Raw genomic sequence first — 20,226 nt, 5'->3', positions numbered from 1 at the left:
ATGATAGCGCTTACAATGTACTTATTCAAGTATTTTTTTAATTAATTGTCTTGTTTCAGGTAAATTATTTTTAAAACACTGTATTGGTAGAATATGCACTTTATCGAGGAGTATAATTATATATATAAATTATACATACAAGGAGGATTGATTAGTTATGGAATTAGGTTTAAAAGATCGTGTCGTAATCGTAACAGGAGCCGCTTCTGGTATTGGTAAAGCTATTGCTGAAGCATATGCAAAAGAAGGAGCAAAACTTGCATTAGCTGATTTAAATCTAGAAGGGTTGAATGCTTTAAAGACAGAACTAAAAGATAATGAAGTTTATGTTGAAAAAGTAGATGTTACAGACGAAAAGAACTGCAGAGATTTTATTGAAAATGTTGCTGAACATTTTGGAAAGATTGATGTTCTATGTAATAATGCAGGAACAGCTTTAATGGGTGATATTGCAACATTCCCTGAAGAAACATTCAGAAAACATGCAGAACTTATGATGTATGCACCAGTGAGATTAACTAATTTATGTATTCCTCATTTTAAGAAAAATGGCTGGGGAAGTGTTGTAAATACAGCTTCTATTTTTGGTAAACAGCCAGGAGGATTAATTAGTTATGATACTATTAAGGCTGCTGATATTATGATTACTAAAGATTATTCAAATTATTGTGCAGCATTTAATGTGAATGTAAATGCTGTGTGCCCTGGTCCTGTAGATACACCGTTATGGCATGCAGAAGGACAGTTAGGTGATCAATTAGCAAGTGCTACTGGTATGAGTCGTGATGAATCTATTGATTGGTTTGCTAAGACAAATATACCAATGGGTAGATATGCTAAACCTGAAGAAATTGCATCAGCTGCTGTATTCTTATCTAGTGAACCAGCACATTATATTACTGGTGTTGCCTTAAATGTTGACGGTGGCATGGTAAAGTGCATATAATCAACTAATAATCTATAATAACTATTGATTTTTAAACATATAATGAAAGAATATGTCTTTTTGATAATCTGAATTGATTTTTTATTAACTTTCACATAGAATGACATATGTAAATGGCACTTGGTGCGGAAGAAAACTCACGATTTATTGTCATGAGTTTTTTCTTTGAGTAGATTCTATTCATTTAAGTATTCATAGAGCACTTTGAAATATTGCTCATAATCCTGATACTCCGCTAACCCTGAAACCTGACCATCACCTGCCTCAATAATTTTCCATGAACCATCTTCTAATTCAGCATAGTCAACAGTATAATATCCACTTTCCAGATGACTGTACTTTTCTAATAATTGTTGAGGTGGTAATGGTGCATATATATTCTGCCCTGAATTTCTAGTAATAGTTGCTATTTTATTGTTTATATAAAAGACTCTATATTCATTGGTGTGGTCACCATAATACTTTAGATTAAGATATTCCTTAATACATATTCCACCCGTCAACAAATTACCACGATACTGATAAAAGACTTCCATCCATTGATCAAATTCTTCCTGTGTCGTATCTTTGTCAAAATATTTAGGAAACTCTGTACCCTTTACAGATTTAACAAAGTCTTTAACCATAAATCTACCAAAAGTATGTTTAATACTATCAATATTAATCTGAGTATGAAGAGGATATATTTCCATTTTTGCAGTATCCTGTTTTAATAGTTCATATACATTGGGGAAAATATGCATTAACTCATATTCTTTTGGAGTAGTTATTAAACGGATATTGTTTTCTAGAAGACGTTGATAAAACCTTTCATACTTTTCTGGATTCATCATATATCCTCTATATACTGCAGTTCTTTCTACTTGAGGTACATCTTTGATAACTAATTGGTCTTCCTCAAACCACTTATCATATCCAAAAAGAATTATATCAAATAGTCCTGTTGCTTTTACTGCATCATATTCAGCCTGTAAATCTTCATCTACTTTTGAAACATTAAAATAACTAGATGGGAATAAAATTAAATCAACCATATAAACCTCCTTAAAAATGTTTTACATTCGTATATATCAATATCTTATTCTAACTTTCCATATTCATTGATATATTCTTCACAGCTTCCTCTATTTATTTTGCAGCAACATTCTTGCTATCCGCATCCAATGTTTTCAGTCTTTCAAGCCATCGTACAATCGTACCATCTTTTAAGAATGCGAGTATTGTCCCATCACAAAATCTTTCTGCGCGTATAGCACCATAAATCAAGGCAACAACACATTTAGCATCTAAATCGTCAACCACTGCTGTTTCCATTGATTGCGCATTCCATTTGATGCCATTATCTTCTAGAATTTTTATATAATTATGTAATCCCATCTCTTCATGGTTATCTACAAAAGAATAGACATCATGAATGAACTGGTCTACAACTCTTGAATAGTTAACGAAAGGGAACTGAAGTGGATGTTCTGGTGTTCCATCATTCTTCTTATCAATAATCCATGTACCAAATTCTGTTCCTGTGAACTCATCTAAATATTTAGTTAAACTTTCATACATATAAATCACCTCTTAATAATCTTCATCTGTTTCATCAAACCCATCATCTACACCTTGTCTATAAGAAGGATCAGTGCGATATCTATCATGATCATAATCGCCATCATCTATTGCTGAATTATAGCCATCATTATAACCACTAGATGATTCACTTGATTCATAACTATTGTATTCCTTCTTAGGTTTTGATGGAGTGTAAGTGCTTGGTCCAGGTTTATTTAGTTCATATACTAATTCACCATCAATAGTGAGCTTATCATAATACTGTTGATTTTCTATTTCATAATTATGCTTGTCACCAGATAATTTCATTATAAATCTATCATCTTCTTGAAATAACACCATTCTTCCTTCTGATTCAAAAGGTTCACCATCCCAAAATATTTTAGATTCATTCTCATAATAATTCTTATTCCCGTTTACTTCTAATATCTTATAGAATAAGTCTTTTGCACCACGTTTAGAATCAATAGCTGATTCATAATAATCATCAACTGTATGACTTGAATAAGTGAAATCTAGTTGATATACAGGTACACCATATGCTTTATTGTATTCAGTATATGAACAACGATCTACCTTAATAGTTACATCTGGAAGATCAGTTGTTTGGATATATTCTTGTATTTCTGGTACATATTCTTTTTGGTACATTTTTTTGACTTCTGTAGTCTTAAAGCCATACTTTAGATAATTAGGTATTGGACCTTTCATGAAATCTGTAATAAGTATTATAAGCCCTAATAATATTGAAACAATGAAACTAAATAATACGAAATAAAATAATATGTTATCTTTATTGTGATTTTCTTTCATATAATTGATGTTCCCTTCTTGATGTATCTTCTTTCTATAGTTCTATTGTAGTCTATTTAAAAAAGAAATGTATTGAGTTAGTGTTCTACAGTGCCTTTTATGAGGGGTTAAAAAAATATTTTTATTTATTATAAAAGAACGGGTGTTAAACCGTTCTGGGATACATATATAAATTTAATTAATTGATCAACCCTATCGGAATTGTTGGTCAGGCCTATCGGAATACTTGGTCAACATAATCAGAAATCTATGAAAATGGTTAGATAGTCAAAAGTATCGAAATACTTGTTCAACCCAATCGGAATAAGCAATCAACTAAAGTGATTAAACACAATAAAACTAGCAACATTTCCAACAAATAAATAGTAATTATTCCATAACCTAAACATTTAAACTTTCAATTATTTGTTGATAACAAGATTCTTCTAATCGTAATGTCTCCAAGTACTGTTTAATTACTTCCTTAATCATTTCCTCAAATCCTTCTTTATCAAAATCATTATCGTCAGGACATGAGACAGTAATATCATCAATATTTATAGTTGCTCTATTCTCAACTATTATATCAATCATTGTTTGCATATCAGGTGTATCTGAAGACAATTCGACAGACACTGTTTCATTTAATCTTAACTGAATTTTTTCATTCTCCATACTTCATTAATCTCCTTTTAACTGCTTCTTTCCCACCATCTAATATTTTAGAAGCCCTTTCTAAATTATCTCCAAATTCCAATGCACCAAATGTGTAATCAAACGAGTCCTTCTTGTCATGATTAGCAATAATAACATTTTCAGCATCTGCATTTATAACTATATTGGCATCATGAGTCACTACAATTACTTGTCTTTTCAATTTCAAGTCGCCAAACCACGTTGTTAATTTATTATAAATAGTTTGATTATCAACATTATCCTCAGGTTGATCTATCAAAATCGGTCTATCAGTATCCTTATATACAAGGTACTCCATAAGAATATTAGTTTGAGTACCTGGAGATAAATCAAGTAAATCCTCATATTCACCATTTATCAAGTAAAGAATTTGAGGATGATAATCATAGTTTAAATTAAAATTTATTAATTCTTCATCAAGTTCTTCTAATGACTTACCATCTTTTAAACTTTTATTCTTTTCATAACAATAATAATTAATTGCAACTTCTAAATCAATATATTTATCAGATACATTATTTTTTAAATTATTTTTATAGAAATATTCATTAAATAGTTTTATAAGATAATCAAAAGGAGTTTCTACCTTTAATATTTTTTTTATTCTGAATGCTTTATTTTTTTCACCATCTATATCCACATAATTTTCATAGTAACTAACAAATTCTTTTTGAGCTTTAATATATGAATTAATTATATTGACTCGCTTACTATACACATATGATTTACGCTTAAATGTTTGTATAAGCAAATTCTCTACTTCTGCTTTTTCTTTATTAAGATCACTATGATTGTTTTTATATCTAAAATATTCATCTATCATTAAATTTTTAATAACATCATGATTAATTACATTCAAATTATATTCATGTGTTTTTTTAGCAACAACACTCAATAAATTGGAAACAGAATTTCTTATCTCGTCATCGTCTTGTAGCTGTTTAGGAATTAATTTAATCATTTTTTCACTAAGATTATCATAACTTCCATAAGAGATAGTCTTGTTTTTACCTTTATCTTTTTTAGCATATGAGTTTTTAAATGCATTATCAGAAACAATTATGTACTTCTTAATAAAATCGGAGATGTTTTCTAAATGTTCACATGTCTCGTAGTTTATTAAATTAGATGAAAATAAATTATAATTATCATCTTTAATTTTGTTTACATCAATATCCTCAATATCATTTAATTCATCTTCAAATTGATGTCTAATTTTATTATAATAATCGTTATTATCAAACAAATCTGCCACATAAGATTGTTTAAAATAATCAAATTGAAAATTATGTTTTTCAATTGGATTATTTGAGTAATTGTAAATTTCTACAGGAAAAGCATTTATATAACCAACTCTTTCTTGTCTTAAATCAACATTTTCCAGTCTATTGGCTATAGATGAATATTACGGAGTGGCAAGGCCACTCCATACGGTAAAATAAGTCCATACGTTACGCTAGAAAAGTCCAGTGAATCCGTTAAACAAGTCCACCATATTTAATATGAAGATTTACACCTCTTGGTTGTAAAATGGATTTGATAAGTAATAAATACTTATCAAATCTTGCAACTAGGAGGTGTTTTTATATGCGAGATGTTAAGAAGATTTTGGAAATGAGATCTCAAAATTTCAGTCAGCGAAAGATAGCTGAAGCACTTAAGGTATCAAGAGATACAGTAAGAAAAGTATCTAAAGCAGCTGATGAAAATAATATTTGTTGGTCAATGATCCAGAATCAAAATGAAATGGAAGTACAGAAACTATTATTTGGAAAGGAGACTAAACTTAATCTAATCATTAAACAACCTGATTATCAGTATATTCATAAAGAACTGTTAAGACCAGGGACAAACATCAGATTATTATGGGAAGAATATGCAGAAGATTGCAGAAATAGTAAATTCCCATTCTATCAGTACAGTTACTTCTGTGAAAAGTATCGTGATTATGTAAAGAAAAACAATCTTACAATGCATATCACACATAAGCCAGGGGATAAATTAATGGTGGATTGGAATGGAACCACCATGTGTGTATTCGATCGTTATACTGGTGAAAGTATTAAAGCGTATCTATTTGAAGCAACACTCCCATTCAGCATGCTTTGTTATGTTCAGGCTTGTCCTACTATGAAGATTGCAGACTGGATTGATTGTCATATCAATGCCTACAGCTACTTTGAAGGCGTAACAAGACTTCTGGTTCCTGATAATCTTAAGACAGGTGTCATATCCAATAAGAAATACGAGGATCCTGTTCTCAATAAGTCTTATCAGGAAATGGCTGATCATTATGATACAACTATTATTCCTGCAAGAGTCCGAAAACCGAGAGATAAAGCTGCTGTCGAAGGGTCTGTTGGTGATTGTACAATCGCTATTGTTGGTAAGCTAAGAAACAGAAAGTTCTTTTCTTTTAATGATTTAAATGCAGCTATACTAAAGGAACTGGATGTTTTCAATAATAAACCCTTCCAGAAAAGAGAAGGCTCAAGAAGATCAGTTTATCTGGATGAGGAAAAAGATTATATGCACCCTCTTCCTGAAACTCCATTTGAACTGAGTTCCTGGAAGCGTGCAAAGGTTCAACTCAATTATCATATTTCAGTTGATAAGATGAATTATTCTGTACCGCATGAATATGTAGGCAATTATGTAGATGTTAAGCTGACCAAAAGTACTGTAACTGTCTACTATAAAACGAATCAGATTTGTTCACATCAGAGACTTTATGGACGTGTAAATCAATATTCGACCAATGAAAGTCATATGCCTGAAAATCACAGAAAATTCCAGTGGAATAAGGAACGTTTTGTAAACTGGGCATTATCCATTGGTCCAGAAACAACCAGAGTTGTAGAAAGATTATTTGAACGATGCAAAGTAGAAGAACAGGCTTATAAGGGCTGTCTATCATTACTCAAATTATCTGATAAATATGGAAAAGCCAGACTTGAAGATGCGTGTAAATTGGCGTTGAAGCACATCTATCAGCCTAGCTATAAGAATATTAAAATGATTCTACAGTCAAATCAAGACATGAAAGATAGAAGTACTACAAATAATAAACACGTCTCAGATACGCTTGCATTTGTACGTGGTAAAGATTATTACGGAGGAAAAAACAATGAGTAGTCAGGATACAGTAAAAAAACTCAGACAGATGAGATTGCCTGTAATAGCTGAACAATATGAAATTCAAATCAGTGATCCAAGCTATAATCAGTTATCTTTTGAAGAAAGATTTAATGAACTGATTGATATGGAATATGAAAGCAGAGTCAATCATACAATCACAAAATATATAAAAGATGCCCATTTTTATGATTCTACAGCGAGCATAGAAGATATCAACTATAATCCAGATAGAAAACTTAATCGCTCTCAAATGGAAGAACTGGCTACAAACAACTACATAGAAAGAGGTCTCAATGTCATATTTGTAGGTGCTTCAGGATGTGGAAAGACATGGCTATCTAATGCATTAGGCGTACATGCCTGTCGCAATAGAAAGACAGTGCTATATATCAGATTGCCTGAATTATTTTCAAAATTTGAAGAAAAGAGAATTCAAGGAAAATACAGCGATTACTTAAAAAGATTAGGGAAATATGATCTGTTGATTATTGATGAATTCTTATTGAAGCCAACAAACGAATCTGAAAGAAGCGACCTTCTAGAGTTAATGGAGATTCGTTGTAATAGAAAATCAACCATTTTCTGTAGTCAATACTCCTTTGATGGATGGCATCAATTATTAGATGGAGGACCTATTGCAGACGCTATTCTAGATAGAATCATTAATAGTTCCTATCTTATTACTTTACACGGAAAATCATTACGTGAGGAATACTCAAGAATAAAACAATAAAAATGGAGAAGGCATAATAATGATAAAGAATTATTATGCCTTCTTTTAAATTAATTGTGGACTTCTAACCGTATTCAATTTTTTGGTGAGGTGGACTTGTCCAGCGTATTAAGTGGACTTCTCTACCGTAACGAGTGGTCTTCCATTAGCGGAATACTCAACAGAGTCAAGCAATATTGATTTCCCACTTCCCCTACCCCCAATGATACAATTCAATTTATTGGAAAAAAATATATCGTTTTCACCAAAAGTAACTTTACCTATTAAATTTCCATAATTTCCCGAAGCCACTTCATATCTTTTAGATAATATTCTTCTATTCTCTGAAGCAACTAATTCTAGTCCTTTAAAATTAGGTAAAGATAGAAAATATTGTGTTGGCTGATTAATATAATTAATTAATTTCGTAAAATTATTTGAATCTGAAAACGAAATTATAGAAATTTTATTATTAAGATTAAAGTTTTCTAAAAATTCTTCAGCTTTAGCAATTTGTGAGTATCCTTGTGCTTCCCAAAAGCAAAAAAATTGACCTGTATATTTATGAGCTTTATCAACAGTAATTTCTTCTGTTGTCCACTTGTTTTCTATGCCTCTTTTTCCCTGTTTGAAAGCATGAGGTGATAAAACAAATTTTATTGACTTTTCAATTAGATAACTTAATAAATCATGTACTGTGACAGTTCCTTTTTTTACGAAGTTATTATAATCATTCATAAAATCTATTTGATTTTCAAAATTATGTTTCTCTATATCAAAATAAATCAATAAATGTTTTGCATCCGGATCATCTTCAGGATCAAAAATCACATCTTGCTCTACTCCAACCAGAAAATTAGTCTTTCCATTTTGCTTTATATACTCTCTATATACTTCAATACTAATTTGATTATGATCAGTAAAAGAAAATAATTCTAAATCTGAATTAGATTCAAAAATTTCAATAATTCTTTCAATATACTTTTCCCTATTCATTTTCACAAATTCATTAGAACCTTTTGGACAATCACAAGTATGTATATGCATATCCCATATAGCACTTCTATTTTGTATGCTTTCCATAAATCTTCACCTAGCCTTTTTCGTTCATTATTTGTTCCACATAATTAATTTCATTGTCACTCAATCTAAATTTATCATATAAATATAAATCATCAATTTTCTCAGTAATCGTTAAGTCAATGCTTGGTATAAAATCAAATTTATCTTTAGATAAATTAATTGATGAAATAGATTGAAGTAAAAGGAATCTATAAAATTTAGTCTTAGCATAATCTAAATACTTTAAAGCATTCTGTTCAGTATCAGTAGCATAAATAATTAAATACGAATCTGTACAAACTTCTCCAGGCTTTAATAATTTAATAGTTGAAAGCACTGTAAACTTACCAGATTTATTAGGTTCACCAGCATGTTCACTTGTTACTTTACTTATCATTATCTTATATTTATCAATAATATTCATATTTATTTTGACATCATCGTTTTTCACATAACTAACACCTTTACTAGAATACAATTTTATATCATGATTTTTGTCTTGCATATTATTCCCTCTATAAGAAGAAGAGAATCCAAAAGGATTTCTTGAATAAACAAATTCACTAACTTTTCTATCAGATAATGAATTAACTTTATGAATAATGTCAACAGCTTCATTGTATCTTACAAAAACTGGAAACTCATTTAAAACTCGACTTGACGATGATATCTCTCCATCATGTACACTTGAAAAATCACAATTACCTAAATGCTTAGAGTCCCATAAAAAATAATTGACTCCACCGCCAATACTTATACCCGGAAAGCAATCTTTTGCATTAATAAAATCAACCATTTTTGATATATGATTATCATTTAACATTTCTAATCTATAGTTATCTAATCCTTTTCCTCCAGCAAACCATCTCGATGGAGTAATCATAGATATATATAACGGTTTCAGTTTTTTCGCAGTTTCCACAAAATAATGATATAACGGTCTCGCACTTGAACCATTACCTCCATCATTTTCTTGATATGGCGGATTACCTACTATCGCATCAAATTTCATTTTTCCAATCGTTCCTTTCTTCCAATATGTTGCACGAGAAATTTTATCAATAAAATCATTCTTTTTATTTTCCATTTGATTAATTAAATCATCAAAATAATGTGCGTTAATTTTTGCCTCAGAATACCCTGCTAAAGTTCTCTTTGTAATCTGTTTAGCCATTGGCGTTTTACAAATTACATATACATTATTTTCTAAAGTATCATTCCATAGTTGTTTCTTTAGTTCAATAGTCAACTCTTCTTCATGATACTTATTACACTTAGCACGATAGATACTATACGTAACATATAATGGATACAAGCCTGTCTTAGAATTAATTTCTAATATCTTAGAGTCTGAATTACTCAAGGTTTCGTCAGTGACTTTTCCTTGGTCAACATATCTTGGTTCCTTTAATTCATTTTCATGATTTTCATTCCAAAAATCATAACCACCTAATGTACCAGACATGTGCATGTTAACAACCCTCCAAGGAGTTAATACAGTTTCTTTATCTGGATTTTTAAAATTTGAGAATAAAGAGGCAATCTTTTTGACTCTTTCAGTAGGTTCTAAAGTATCAGCTTCTCTAGCAACATTTCTTATTTTTCTACCTGAAGCAATAAAAACATCTTCATCATAATACTTTTTAAATTGTTTAAAAATTTCTTTTGTAACCCCATCAGGCATAAACTCTTCCCATGATGATTTATCTACTTTCTCTATAAATTTATCTAAAGTGATTTCCTCATCATAAGGAACATCTGCTCCGTAAATAAGCAAAGGCATACGTATAGATATACCTCTTAAAATAGAAATGGCATTATTACGTTCTTTCTTTTTGTTCTTTAATTTCTCTAAAAATTCAAGTTCTTCTGGAGTAAGCTCCCTTTTCTTCTTATTTTTTAATTTTTCTGCTTTCTCATATTGTTCGTCTGTTAACCCTTGTTTATTAACATCTACTTCGTTTGTTTTTTCAGTAGCTTTTGATTTGCCAATAATACCTTTTAGCTGATTAAACTTTTCAATATCTAGTTCATCAAGTTTCATTAACTCATCATTGTATAATTTTGAATCATCAAATCCATTCTTTAAAACTTTATCAGCATATGCTTTCTTTAATTGTTGTAAGAGTCTATCTGTTTTATATTCCTGCATCTTAGATCCAGATATTGAAATAACTGGACAATAATTCAGGAACTTCCCTAGTATTACTCTATCGTTTGTAGTTGTTTTTCCAGCCTTAGTAGAAATAGAAACTGCCTGGGATACCATTTTTAGCGTTCTATCAGGTGCAAAGTCAAATACATAAGCCTTTTCCTTAATTTTTCCATCTTTGTTACATGGAGATTGTACACGGAAAATAGTTTGTAAATAGTTTGCTGCAGAAGTTGAATATGATCCTGCAAGAATAAAGACAGCAGTCCATTCTTTAACAGTTACCCCGGTTGTTAGTTTTCCACAAGATAAAGTAATAGTATATGTCCCATTCTTTTCAGCACTACTAATTGCATTTCTTACACTCTGTAATGCTTCAGCAGATTCTTCATCATCACTACCTGCAACATTTACAATTTCAAATTGACCACTTCCAAATACTGGATGTTTCAACATTAATTTTTTTAACGCCTTTGCTTCTTTTATACCTGGAACCATCCATAAAGAATGTTTGAATAATTCTCTATATTCTTCTTTTGAGAATGGATAATTATTTTTGGCATCTTTTTTTGTCATTAAATTTAATAAAGATAAAACATCTCGTTCATGTACAAAATCTCCTACATTTGCAGATTCTGGCATTTGAGCATAATCTACCTTATAATCACCTGTCCAAGTTCTAAAAAATTCATGGAAGTTAAATGCTTTATCTTCGTATGTAATATAGTTAGTATTATGAAGTAAATCCCCTAAATCATAAGTATAGATTCTCATTTCAGGAAGCTCATCATATGGGTTGGAATCACCAAAATTGTTCTTATCCCACTCAGATTTACTCTCCTGTTCCATAATATAATCCCATGTGTAAATAGATTTTTCATCGTACTCTTCTAAGATATTAAATGGTGTACCTGATAAAGCTAATAGTTTAGTTTCATTTGAATCATCTTTTAAAATAGCTTTGATTGTTTCATCACCTAAACTTGTTTTAGTACCTTCATGAGCTTCATCGACTATCAATAAATCCCAAATAGTATCGAATATCTCTTCGTTTTTGCTGAATTTTCCACCTACCATTGAAGAACCACGCAAGTCTTGTATAGAAGCAAAATAAACATAATGAGTATCTTTCTTATTTAATTCATCTACTGAATATCCATTTAACTTAGATCCATATAAGTATTCTGTATCATAGAAGATTTTTTTAAAATCCTCATACCACCCATCATTTACAACTGGTCTATGAGTTAAAATAAGTGTCTTTTTGAATTCACATCTTCTAATTACTTCCAATGCACTTAGAGTTTTTCCAAAACGCATCTTAGCATTCCAAAGCATACGATTGCCGTTCTTAAACTGTTTTATAGTTTTCTCAATAGCCTCTTTTTGCTCTGGTCTAAAAATTATCGGAGTGAAATTAGATGCTTTTGTGTTACTTAAGTTGGCATAACTCTTTTTAACGGCTGTAATAGCTTCTATAGCTGTAGCTTTATCGATTTGATACCATTCTTTTCCTGTTGTACCATTAATTTTTTTCTTTTTTATTCCTGAGTTTTCTAATACTCTATGTACTTCATGATCCCTAAAAGCTTTTATTTCTATACTACCATCATCTTTATGAATTTCTTTAACTGCTAGTTCAGTATGTAAAAGTATAGGTTTTATTCCTGCAGTATTAGTATATGATTTAATTCTTTTTAATGCTGCTTGATTTAACTCTCTACAATTAGGTTCCAAGTTATCAATTGTAGATTCAGTATTCAATGTTGCATCACCAATTTTAACAAGTCCTTTATGTACTTCATCTTCTATTGTAAACACATAAATCACTTTGTAATTAAAACAATTTTGAAATTCAATTTTCCCGTCGTTACTCATTATTATTCTCCTTCTACCATGCTTCTAAATTCCAGTTTTTTATTAGCTCTCCAATCTTTAACTAAACATGGTACTTGTTCTTTATCCGATGTTTCCTCATTATCCATAAAATCAAAGATAGTAAACTGCACATTTGCTTTAGGTCTTTCACTGTATGGTACTGTCATTGTAATTCCATCCATCTGCCAGATATTCCAAGAAATAATTTTTGTAATTGCCTGAAGTTGTGCTTCAGTTGGCTTATGTCCAAATCTCTGTTCCATATATTCTATAAATGTAAATAACAAATTACATCTTGCTATCAGCAAACTATCTCCTTGATACTCAAATCCATAAGTACTCTCATATGCCCTTTTGACCCACTTAAACCAATCTTCCTCAGATACTGTATTTTCATTTACTATTCTTAATTTTCTATCTAATAAACCGATACGTTCCTCAACAGGGATTTCGCAACCTGTAACAGTATCATATCTACTCACAAGATAAGGTGCTTCCCCACAACTTATTTCTAGTCTTCGAGCATCTACATATTTTCTCCAATCTTTATCTTCAGAAAAAACAATTCTTTCTGTAGTAGCCCTCCATGTCCTATCAATAACTGTATTAAATACATCTTTCTTTCCAAACCAAGCTTCATCCACCAAATTGTTCTGCTCATTACATATCCATGAAGGTGTAAATACCTCTGCTTTATCTTTAGTTCTTTTTGCTTTTTCCTCATTATCTTTAACTATTCTAGGACGAATAACATTCTGTCTATTTCCAACAATTAAACCTTTTGTTATTGGTTCTTGTGGATAGTAATCCTGTCCCAATTCAATATAATGTTCTGTTCCCCAGCAAATATTGTTACCAGTAGTTTGATCCTTTAATAATGTATTTATTATTTTTTCTGACATTTCAAGAATTTCTTGTCCCATTATATCTATCATTTATTTCTGTCCTCCAGGCTTCAACAATAATCAATATTTATTGATTTCAATTATTATTTTCTAAATCATTGTAAACAAAAAGCATAATTATATTATATCTTGTTTCAAACAATTATTCACTTTTAAGCATATCTTTACAACAAACCACTTATCCTACAATCAATAAATTCATTTACTATCCTAATATATATATTACTCTTCTTTTTAAATGTATGCATTATATAGTAGCGCTACAGCGCCTATTATTAGGCGGTCATATAAATTCTTGATCAAAAGGTTTAGCAGTTACCAATTTCATATAAAACATTACATAAATCGGAAGTCTGCTCTTAATCTTGACAAGGAATATCTGCAATAATCATAAGTTTTCTTTTATATTTTCCAAATAAATCTTTTTATAAACCATCATTTCCTTTACTCCATAAAATGTATGATCCAATATAATTTCCAATTTCATAGAATAATAATCACAGATAAATAACATTTATCAAATTCCTATATTATTCTATAGTTCCTTTTCTAAATAATACAGATATTTCTGTTCAAGGTCTTTATCCCAACACATATTCCCCACTTCATTCATACATCTTAATAGTTTAATTTTCTTCATAACCGAGAATGGTTGTTTATTATTTTTAAATCCTCTATATGTTGAATAGCTAACACCTGCCCTATCACAAATTACTCTCATATTAAAATTCTCAGATTGAACAATAAGTAATTCATCTAATGCTGAACTATCATCTGAATCATAATGTCCTTTATATGAAAAATTCCATGCTAAAGTTCTCAATTCTTTTGTCTTTATAAAATCTGAATAATCACTAAATTCCAGTTTTTCCTTTTTAACAAGCTTATACCACTCTTCATCTGTCACATCTATCTCTCTTGCGACAAGTTCCAAAAATTCGTCTTCCGAAATAATATCTTTTTGTTTTTCAAAAAAGTTGATTGCATCTAATATATTTGCTGTACTGTATGGAATATTAAAATCTACAATTTCAACAGGATCCATATCTGTAGGAAACTCCATCTCTTCATTCCACTCCGTAATTATATTTAAATCGATTTCATAAATGTATCTTGATACTTTTTCCATATTCAGTTCTCCTCTGTACACGATATTTACTTTACAGTTTAATACTAATACATTTTTGCATTACTTTCAATAGTTATAATACATTTTTGTATTATTTTTATACACTTATTATCCACATTCCTCTACTTCTCTACTCACGCAAAAAAAACCCCAAGTATGACATATTCATCCCTGGGGTTCATATTTATTCTGTTTCTACATAAATTGTTGTGAACTTACAATGTGTAAGAGGCTTAACATGAATAGTATTATCTACTACTTCAATACTATCTGCATATTCTTCTTTTAAATCTACATAATATGCTTTCTTAATATTTTGAGTAAATACTAATGTATCACTTTCTTCTTCATGGAACTGTCCATTATAAAGTCTGATAATATATCCGTCTTTATCTTCAGCTTTCTTAATTGCACTTACTACAAGTTTATTCTCTGTAGAGAATAATGAATAACTATCTTCTTTTGTACCTTCTACTTCTGGTTCTGAGAAGATTAGTCTACCATTTAAGAATTCTGAATATTCTCTTGCAACAACTGGAGTATTGTATGCTTTTGCTGTATTTGCGATATGTGCACTATTGAAATCACCCGCAAAAGTAGTGAAACCAAATAAGAAATCAAGTGGTTTCTGTAATTCAGCATCACGTGTTTCAATAATACGTTCTCCGCTCGCACGTCCTGGACGATAGATGAGATTTTCTTTACCCATAAATGAGTAAGTTCTAAATAGTGTTAAACGGATTGCATGATCATCAATAACTTCATATTCACGTACTCCCTGAGGAATTAATGCTATTCCTCTTTCACTATTACTTAAGCTTACAAAGCTCTGTGTAGGTTCAATAGAGATAGGTGGTTCTTGCCATGTAGTATCACTCTGTCGGAAGTTAACTGGCAAATCATTATTAACTTCTTCTTTTACTGTTTTTGATCTTTCTAATGCTGCATTATAAAGAGCCATTTCTTTTTCATGAACATTTTCTCTTTCAATAGCACCAAACTGCTCATCCGCAATATTTACTTTTGAAACAAGATCAGCATCAAATACAACACAAAGACGATGTGATTTACCAACATTATCTACATGTACATCAAAATCAATAACAGGTGAACCTTTTCTTAAGGATACAGACATCTTAACTGGAAGTTCAATAGAACGTTTACCTAATGCACGTTCGTCAAGATCACTTGGAATTGGTAATTTATATTCTGCATTCAATGTAGCATATAAGTCACATGCTTGAATATTGCTATCTACTAAATGATCCTTTGAATATGTTACTAAGTCCTGATGTGCTGGTGAATAGTTGAATGAATCTCCTCCATCACCATTTTCTTCAAACACTGCCTGATTCTTATAAACGTGATTATTTGTTTTATCAACAATAGTAAGAGTTCCATCTTCTTCTAAATGAATAGAATAGAATTCATTTTCTACTATTGTAGATTCTTTTAATTCCTTCTTAGAAAAATGAGAGAAATCTAAAGTATATTGAACATATCCCATTGCTGGAAGGTCTTTAGCTTCAATTGCAACAGTTGCTTCAATAACACTTTCAGGTGTATAAACCTTCTTGCTTGGATTTAATTTAATTGTTTGAGATAGAACATAATCAGTTAAATCTTTTGATTCTAGAATTGTATAATTTACATCATTGCCTTTATTATCTTTCAAAGCAAAATCTGTACCTGGAAGATAAACTTTTGCTGTTACAACTTCATCTCTGACAAATGGTAATGTATTGAACAATGTAATAGTCATATCAGCATTATTTTTAATACTAGTTGCAATAAGTCTTGTATGTAATTCTACTAAAGCATCTGCAATATCTCTCACCTGTTTATAACGCATATAAACATCTTCATTAGCAGTATCTGAAATACATGATCCGATTGAATCATGTGCTGCATTTTCAAACAATAATTTCCAGATAGTTTCCATAGGACCATGTGGATACTCATTACCTAAAGAATAAGACATTGTCATTAAAGGTTCTAAAACATGAGTTACATAATTCTGAAGCTTTGTATTTAAAGCCTTTAAATCCGAACGAGATGAGAAAATAGATTTATGTACACGACTGTGTTTACCTAAAATCAATTCTCCTTCTACTTCTTCTAATTCAGGATGTGCAGCTTTTACATCTTTAATATAATCTTCAATACAACTAATAACATATGTGTTTTCTGGATCTGCTTCCTGCTGTTTTTTTACTAAATCAACAAGATTTCTTCTAATCGGAGCCTGATCGAAGCCATTTGGAAAATAAATATTGTCTGTTGCACCAGTTCCAGCTTTGATTAAACATTCATTTTTCCAGAATTTCTTTGCATCTTCAGCATCTTCAGGAATATTACCACCGATATAGTATCCATGAGGAATCTGAGTTACAAATACTGTACTTCCATCATGTCCACGCCAGTTATAGTCTGTATGTTTGACCATATCATTCGTTACACCACGCCAGAATAATGTATCTTTAATTCCAAATGCATTATAAATCTGAGGCATATTTCCAGCCATACCAAATGAATCTGGTACATAGCCTACATTCATATATGGACCATATTTAAGGCATGTCTTCATACCATAGTACATATTACGAACAATTGATTCAGCAGAAATAACCATTAAATCACTCTGTGTATACCAAGGGCCAATAACTAATCGGTGAGCCTGTACTAATCTTTTGATTCTTGCCTCATCTTCTGGTCTCCATTTAATATAGTCATCTAACAATGAACCTTGTGCATCTAACATAAAGTACTTGAATTCAGGATCTTTTTCTAACGTATTTAGTACATCTCCTAAATCCTTCATTAAATATATTTTTGAACGTGATGTTGTGAAATACCATTCACGGTCCCAATGAAAATGTGGAACAATATGAATTTTCTTTGCCATAATCTTCTCCTTAACAAAATAAAGAAGGCATTGCCTTCTTTATTAAATTTTATTCAAATGAAATTTCTACGTCGTCTTCAGTCATAGTTTCGTCTTCTGATTCTGGATCAACGTTGAAGTTAGCAAGTAATGGAGCAACAAATGCGATGAATAATGCACCTACTAGCATACCTACTAAATAAGCCCATCCACTACCAATAGTGATGAAACCATAAATACCACCAACTGGAGGAATAGTAGCCTTAGCACCTAAAAGACATGTTACAGCAGCACCTAATGCACAACCAATCATGTTAAGTGGAACTAGACGAGACGCTTTTACTAATGTGAATGGGATAGCACCTTCAGTGATACCAACAAATCCCATTACCCAGTTACCTTTACCAGCATCTTTGAAAGAATCTGAATAGCATTTGCTCTTAATAACAGTAGAAATAGCATATGCTAGTGGTGGAATACAAATTGCACAGTTAATATAAACGTTTGGCTGATAGATTTTTTCTGCCATTAATACGTTACCAGCCATCCAAGCAGCTTTGTTGATAGGTCCACCCATATCAGAACCGATCATAGCACCTAAAATGATAGCTAAGAGAACCTGATTAGTACCTGATTTTGTCATAGTACGAATCCAAGAAATTAATGCAGTATTTAACATTGATAATGGAGTATTTAAGATAACACCCATTACAAGAGCAATAACAGCTGTAGCAAAGAATGGTGAAATAACTAATGGCATCATTGACTGGAATGATTCAGGTAAGTTAAATGTCTTTTTGCACCATCTTACAGTGTAACCAGCTAAGAAACCAGCAATAACAGCTCCTAAGAAACCTTCCTGATAATTAGAAGCGATAGCACCACCGATTAAACCAGCACCAATAGCAGGCTTTTCAGCGATAGAGTAAGCAATAAAACCAGCTAGAACTGTATTAACAAGACCGATACCAGCCCAACCTACTTGCTGAATCTGCCATAAAGTGTGATAGAATCCAGTTGCCTTAGCATATGGATCTAAGCTCTGTACGCCAGTACATAATGCGATAATTAATGGAATTGCAACGACTAAAGAAGCACCGATGATAAGTGGTAACATGTAGCCGATACCAGTCATCATATGACCTTTAGCTTCATTAAAAAACTTTTTCATAAACTTTTTCTCCTCAATATAAATTTTTTGCTATATAATGAGAGTGCGTACTCACTATATAGTATGTATTCATAGGTCTCCGCAATAGGCCTATGAATTTTTTTATCCTTTTTTTTCTTCAACAGCTTTAGCACATTTCTTTAAAACTGCTTCAGGTGCCTTAATACAAGTAGTAATATTGACACGAATAACTGGTTTACCTTCAAAACGGTCCATACCTTCAATATGCTGATCAGATGCAATTAATACAAAGTCAGCAGCCTGAGCTTCTTCTTTTGTAATAGCATTAACCTGCCCCATTGAACCCTGCTGTTCCATCTTGACATCAAAACCAATCTTCTTTCCAGCCTTTTCCAATGCTTTTGCAGCCATTGGAGTATGCGCTAAACCAGCTGGACAAGCTGAAATACCAACAACTTTCATTTTAATTTTCCTCCTCCATCATTTTTAAAATATAACGTGTTAATTCAGCCTTATCATTTGATGAAATAATTGTATCTTTAAATTCATCTTCTAATAATGCTGTTGCAAGTGAAGAAATCATCTTCAAATGCACATCACCAGCACTCTGCTTAGGTACTAGTAATGCGAAAATATATTTAACTGGCTTGTCATCTAGAGTCTGCCAATCAATACCATTTTTATTTCGTAAGAACATAACTGTTACTTTCTTAACGTTATCTGTTCTTGCATGTGGAATTGCAAATCCATCTTGCAATCCTGTTGAGAATTCTTTTTCTCTTTCAAGAAAGTCATGATATAAAGCATCTTCATCATCAGTAATATCAAGCAGTTTTGCTTTATGACTGATAAACTTAAGAATGCCATCTTTGTCTTTCTCATCAACATCTAGGAATGTTGTCTGTTCGTTTAGTAATTCGTTCATTGCTGTTCACCTCTCTTCGACAATACCTAGTATAAATAATCTTCTTCCATTTCTCAATTTATGCAATTTCCACTTCCAAAAGGAAATGTAAGTGTTACCATATTAAGCGCTTCCACTTCTAAGTGGAAATGGTTTTGGTTGTCAATTTTTAAAAAGTCGCTAATATTAATAATAAAGATAGAGAAAGGAGGATAAGTGTGAAACAAAAATCAATCAAAACGTATAAAAAAAGACAAACTTAAAAACAAGTTTGAATAATTTAGAAAAAATAGAATAGTTGAATTTTATGGTTTAGTTAATTTAGAAACGTCA

16 protein-coding genes are annotated in these 20,226 nt (G+C 31.0%); 3 read left to right on the top strand and 13 right to left on the bottom strand.

Features of this window, described 5'->3' with window-relative positions; all coding sequences use genetic code 11:
• Window positions 1-157 precede the first annotated feature (157 nt).
• Complete coding sequence (locus H8909_RS03035) at window positions 158-946, top strand: SDR family NAD(P)-dependent oxidoreductase (protein ID WP_187011777.1); 789 nt, start codon at window positions 158-160, stop codon at window positions 944-946.
• 176 nt (window positions 947-1,122) lie between these two features.
• On the opposite strand, the gene H8909_RS03030 is transcribed toward H8909_RS03035, so the two are convergent.
• The 5 genes from H8909_RS03030 to H8909_RS03010 all read right to left on the bottom strand — a co-directional run bounded on the left by H8909_RS03030 (window position 1,123) and on the right by H8909_RS03010 (window position 5,243).
• Complete coding sequence (locus tag H8909_RS03030) at window positions 1,123-1,980, bottom strand: ATP-grasp domain-containing protein (RefSeq protein ID WP_187011776.1); 858 nt, start codon at window positions 1,978-1,980, stop codon at window positions 1,123-1,125.
• A 94-nt stretch (window positions 1,981-2,074) separates the two neighbouring features.
• The gene (locus H8909_RS03025) at window positions 2,075-2,506 is read right to left on the bottom strand and encodes a DUF6508 domain-containing protein (protein WP_187011775.1); all 432 of its coding nucleotides are present in this window, start codon (window positions 2,504-2,506) and stop codon (window positions 2,075-2,077) included.
• 12 nt (window positions 2,507-2,518) lie between these two features.
• Complete coding sequence (locus H8909_RS03020; protein WP_187011774.1) at window positions 2,519-3,322, bottom strand: hypothetical protein; 804 nt, start codon at window positions 3,320-3,322, stop codon at window positions 2,519-2,521.
• A 381-nt stretch (window positions 3,323-3,703) separates the two neighbouring features.
• A complete protein-coding gene (locus tag H8909_RS03015; RefSeq protein WP_187011773.1) occupies window positions 3,704-3,976 on the bottom strand; it encodes a hypothetical protein in 273 nt (90 codons plus the stop codon).
• The gene (locus tag H8909_RS03010) at window positions 3,966-5,243 is read right to left on the bottom strand and encodes a hypothetical protein (protein WP_187011772.1); all 1,278 of its coding nucleotides are present in this window, start codon (window positions 5,241-5,243) and stop codon (window positions 3,966-3,968) included. Before H8909_RS03010 ends, H8909_RS03015 begins: the two co-directional genes overlap by 11 nt.
• 341 nt (window positions 5,244-5,584) lie before the next feature.
• Between H8909_RS03010 and istA the strand changes: the two genes are divergently transcribed.
• Together istA and istB are read left to right on the top strand one after the other, a co-directional pair.
• Entirely contained in the window at window positions 5,585-7,132 is a 1,548-nt protein-coding gene (gene istA / locus H8909_RS03005) for an IS21 family transposase (protein WP_187011771.1), read from the top strand.
• Entirely contained in the window at window positions 7,125-7,868 is a 744-nt protein-coding gene (gene istB, locus H8909_RS03000; protein ID WP_187011770.1) for an IS21-like element helper ATPase IstB, read from the top strand. Before istA ends, istB begins: the two co-directional genes overlap by 8 nt.
• Before the next feature lie 108 nt (window positions 7,869-7,976).
• Here istB and H8909_RS02995 read toward each other — a convergent pair whose 3' ends face one another.
• The 8 genes from H8909_RS02995 to H8909_RS02960 all read right to left on the bottom strand — a co-directional run bounded on the left by H8909_RS02995 (window position 7,977) and on the right by H8909_RS02960 (window position 19,914).
• Window positions 7,977-8,930 (bottom strand): hypothetical protein, encoded by a 954-nt coding sequence (locus H8909_RS02995; protein WP_187011769.1) that lies wholly within the window; start codon window positions 8,928-8,930, stop codon window positions 7,977-7,979.
• Between the two features lie 10 nt (window positions 8,931-8,940).
• Entirely contained in the window at window positions 8,941-12,939 is a 3,999-nt protein-coding gene (locus H8909_RS02990) for an Eco57I restriction-modification methylase domain-containing protein (RefSeq protein ID WP_187011768.1), read from the bottom strand.
• Window positions 12,940-12,941: 2 nt separating this feature from the next.
• Window positions 12,942-13,874 (bottom strand): restriction endonuclease subunit M, encoded by a 933-nt coding sequence (locus tag H8909_RS02985; protein ID WP_187011767.1) that lies wholly within the window; start codon window positions 13,872-13,874, stop codon window positions 12,942-12,944.
• A 505-nt stretch (window positions 13,875-14,379) separates the two neighbouring features.
• Window positions 14,380-14,973: a hypothetical protein gene (locus tag H8909_RS02980; RefSeq protein ID WP_187011766.1), complete on the bottom strand. Its 594-nt coding sequence runs from the start codon at window positions 14,971-14,973 to the stop codon at window positions 14,380-14,382.
• Between the two features lie 184 nt (window positions 14,974-15,157).
• The gene (locus H8909_RS02975; protein WP_187011765.1) at window positions 15,158-17,878 is read right to left on the bottom strand and encodes a glycoside hydrolase family 38 N-terminal domain-containing protein; all 2,721 of its coding nucleotides are present in this window, start codon (window positions 17,876-17,878) and stop codon (window positions 15,158-15,160) included.
• Window positions 17,879-17,927: 49 nt separating this feature from the next.
• Window positions 17,928-19,028: a PTS fructose transporter subunit IIC gene (locus H8909_RS02970; RefSeq protein WP_187011764.1), complete on the bottom strand. Its 1,101-nt coding sequence runs from the start codon at window positions 19,026-19,028 to the stop codon at window positions 17,928-17,930.
• A 102-nt stretch (window positions 19,029-19,130) separates the two neighbouring features.
• Entirely contained in the window at window positions 19,131-19,451 is a 321-nt protein-coding gene (locus tag H8909_RS02965) for a PTS fructose transporter subunit IIB (RefSeq protein ID WP_187011763.1), read from the bottom strand.
• Window position 19,452: 1 nt separating this feature from the next.
• Window positions 19,453-19,914, bottom strand: a complete 462-nt coding sequence (locus tag H8909_RS02960; RefSeq protein WP_006506736.1) for a PTS sugar transporter subunit IIA — start codon at window positions 19,912-19,914, stop codon at window positions 19,453-19,455.
• Window positions 19,915-20,226 lie beyond the last annotated feature (312 nt).

The organism is Catenibacterium faecis (genome assembly GCF_014306455.1).
Lineage (GTDB): Bacteria > Bacillota_I > Bacilli_A > Erysipelotrichales > Coprobacillaceae > Catenibacterium > Catenibacterium mitsuoka_A.
The sequence above is the reverse complement of the archived record's forward strand: the minus strand, read 5'-3'. Positions and strand labels throughout refer to the sequence as shown.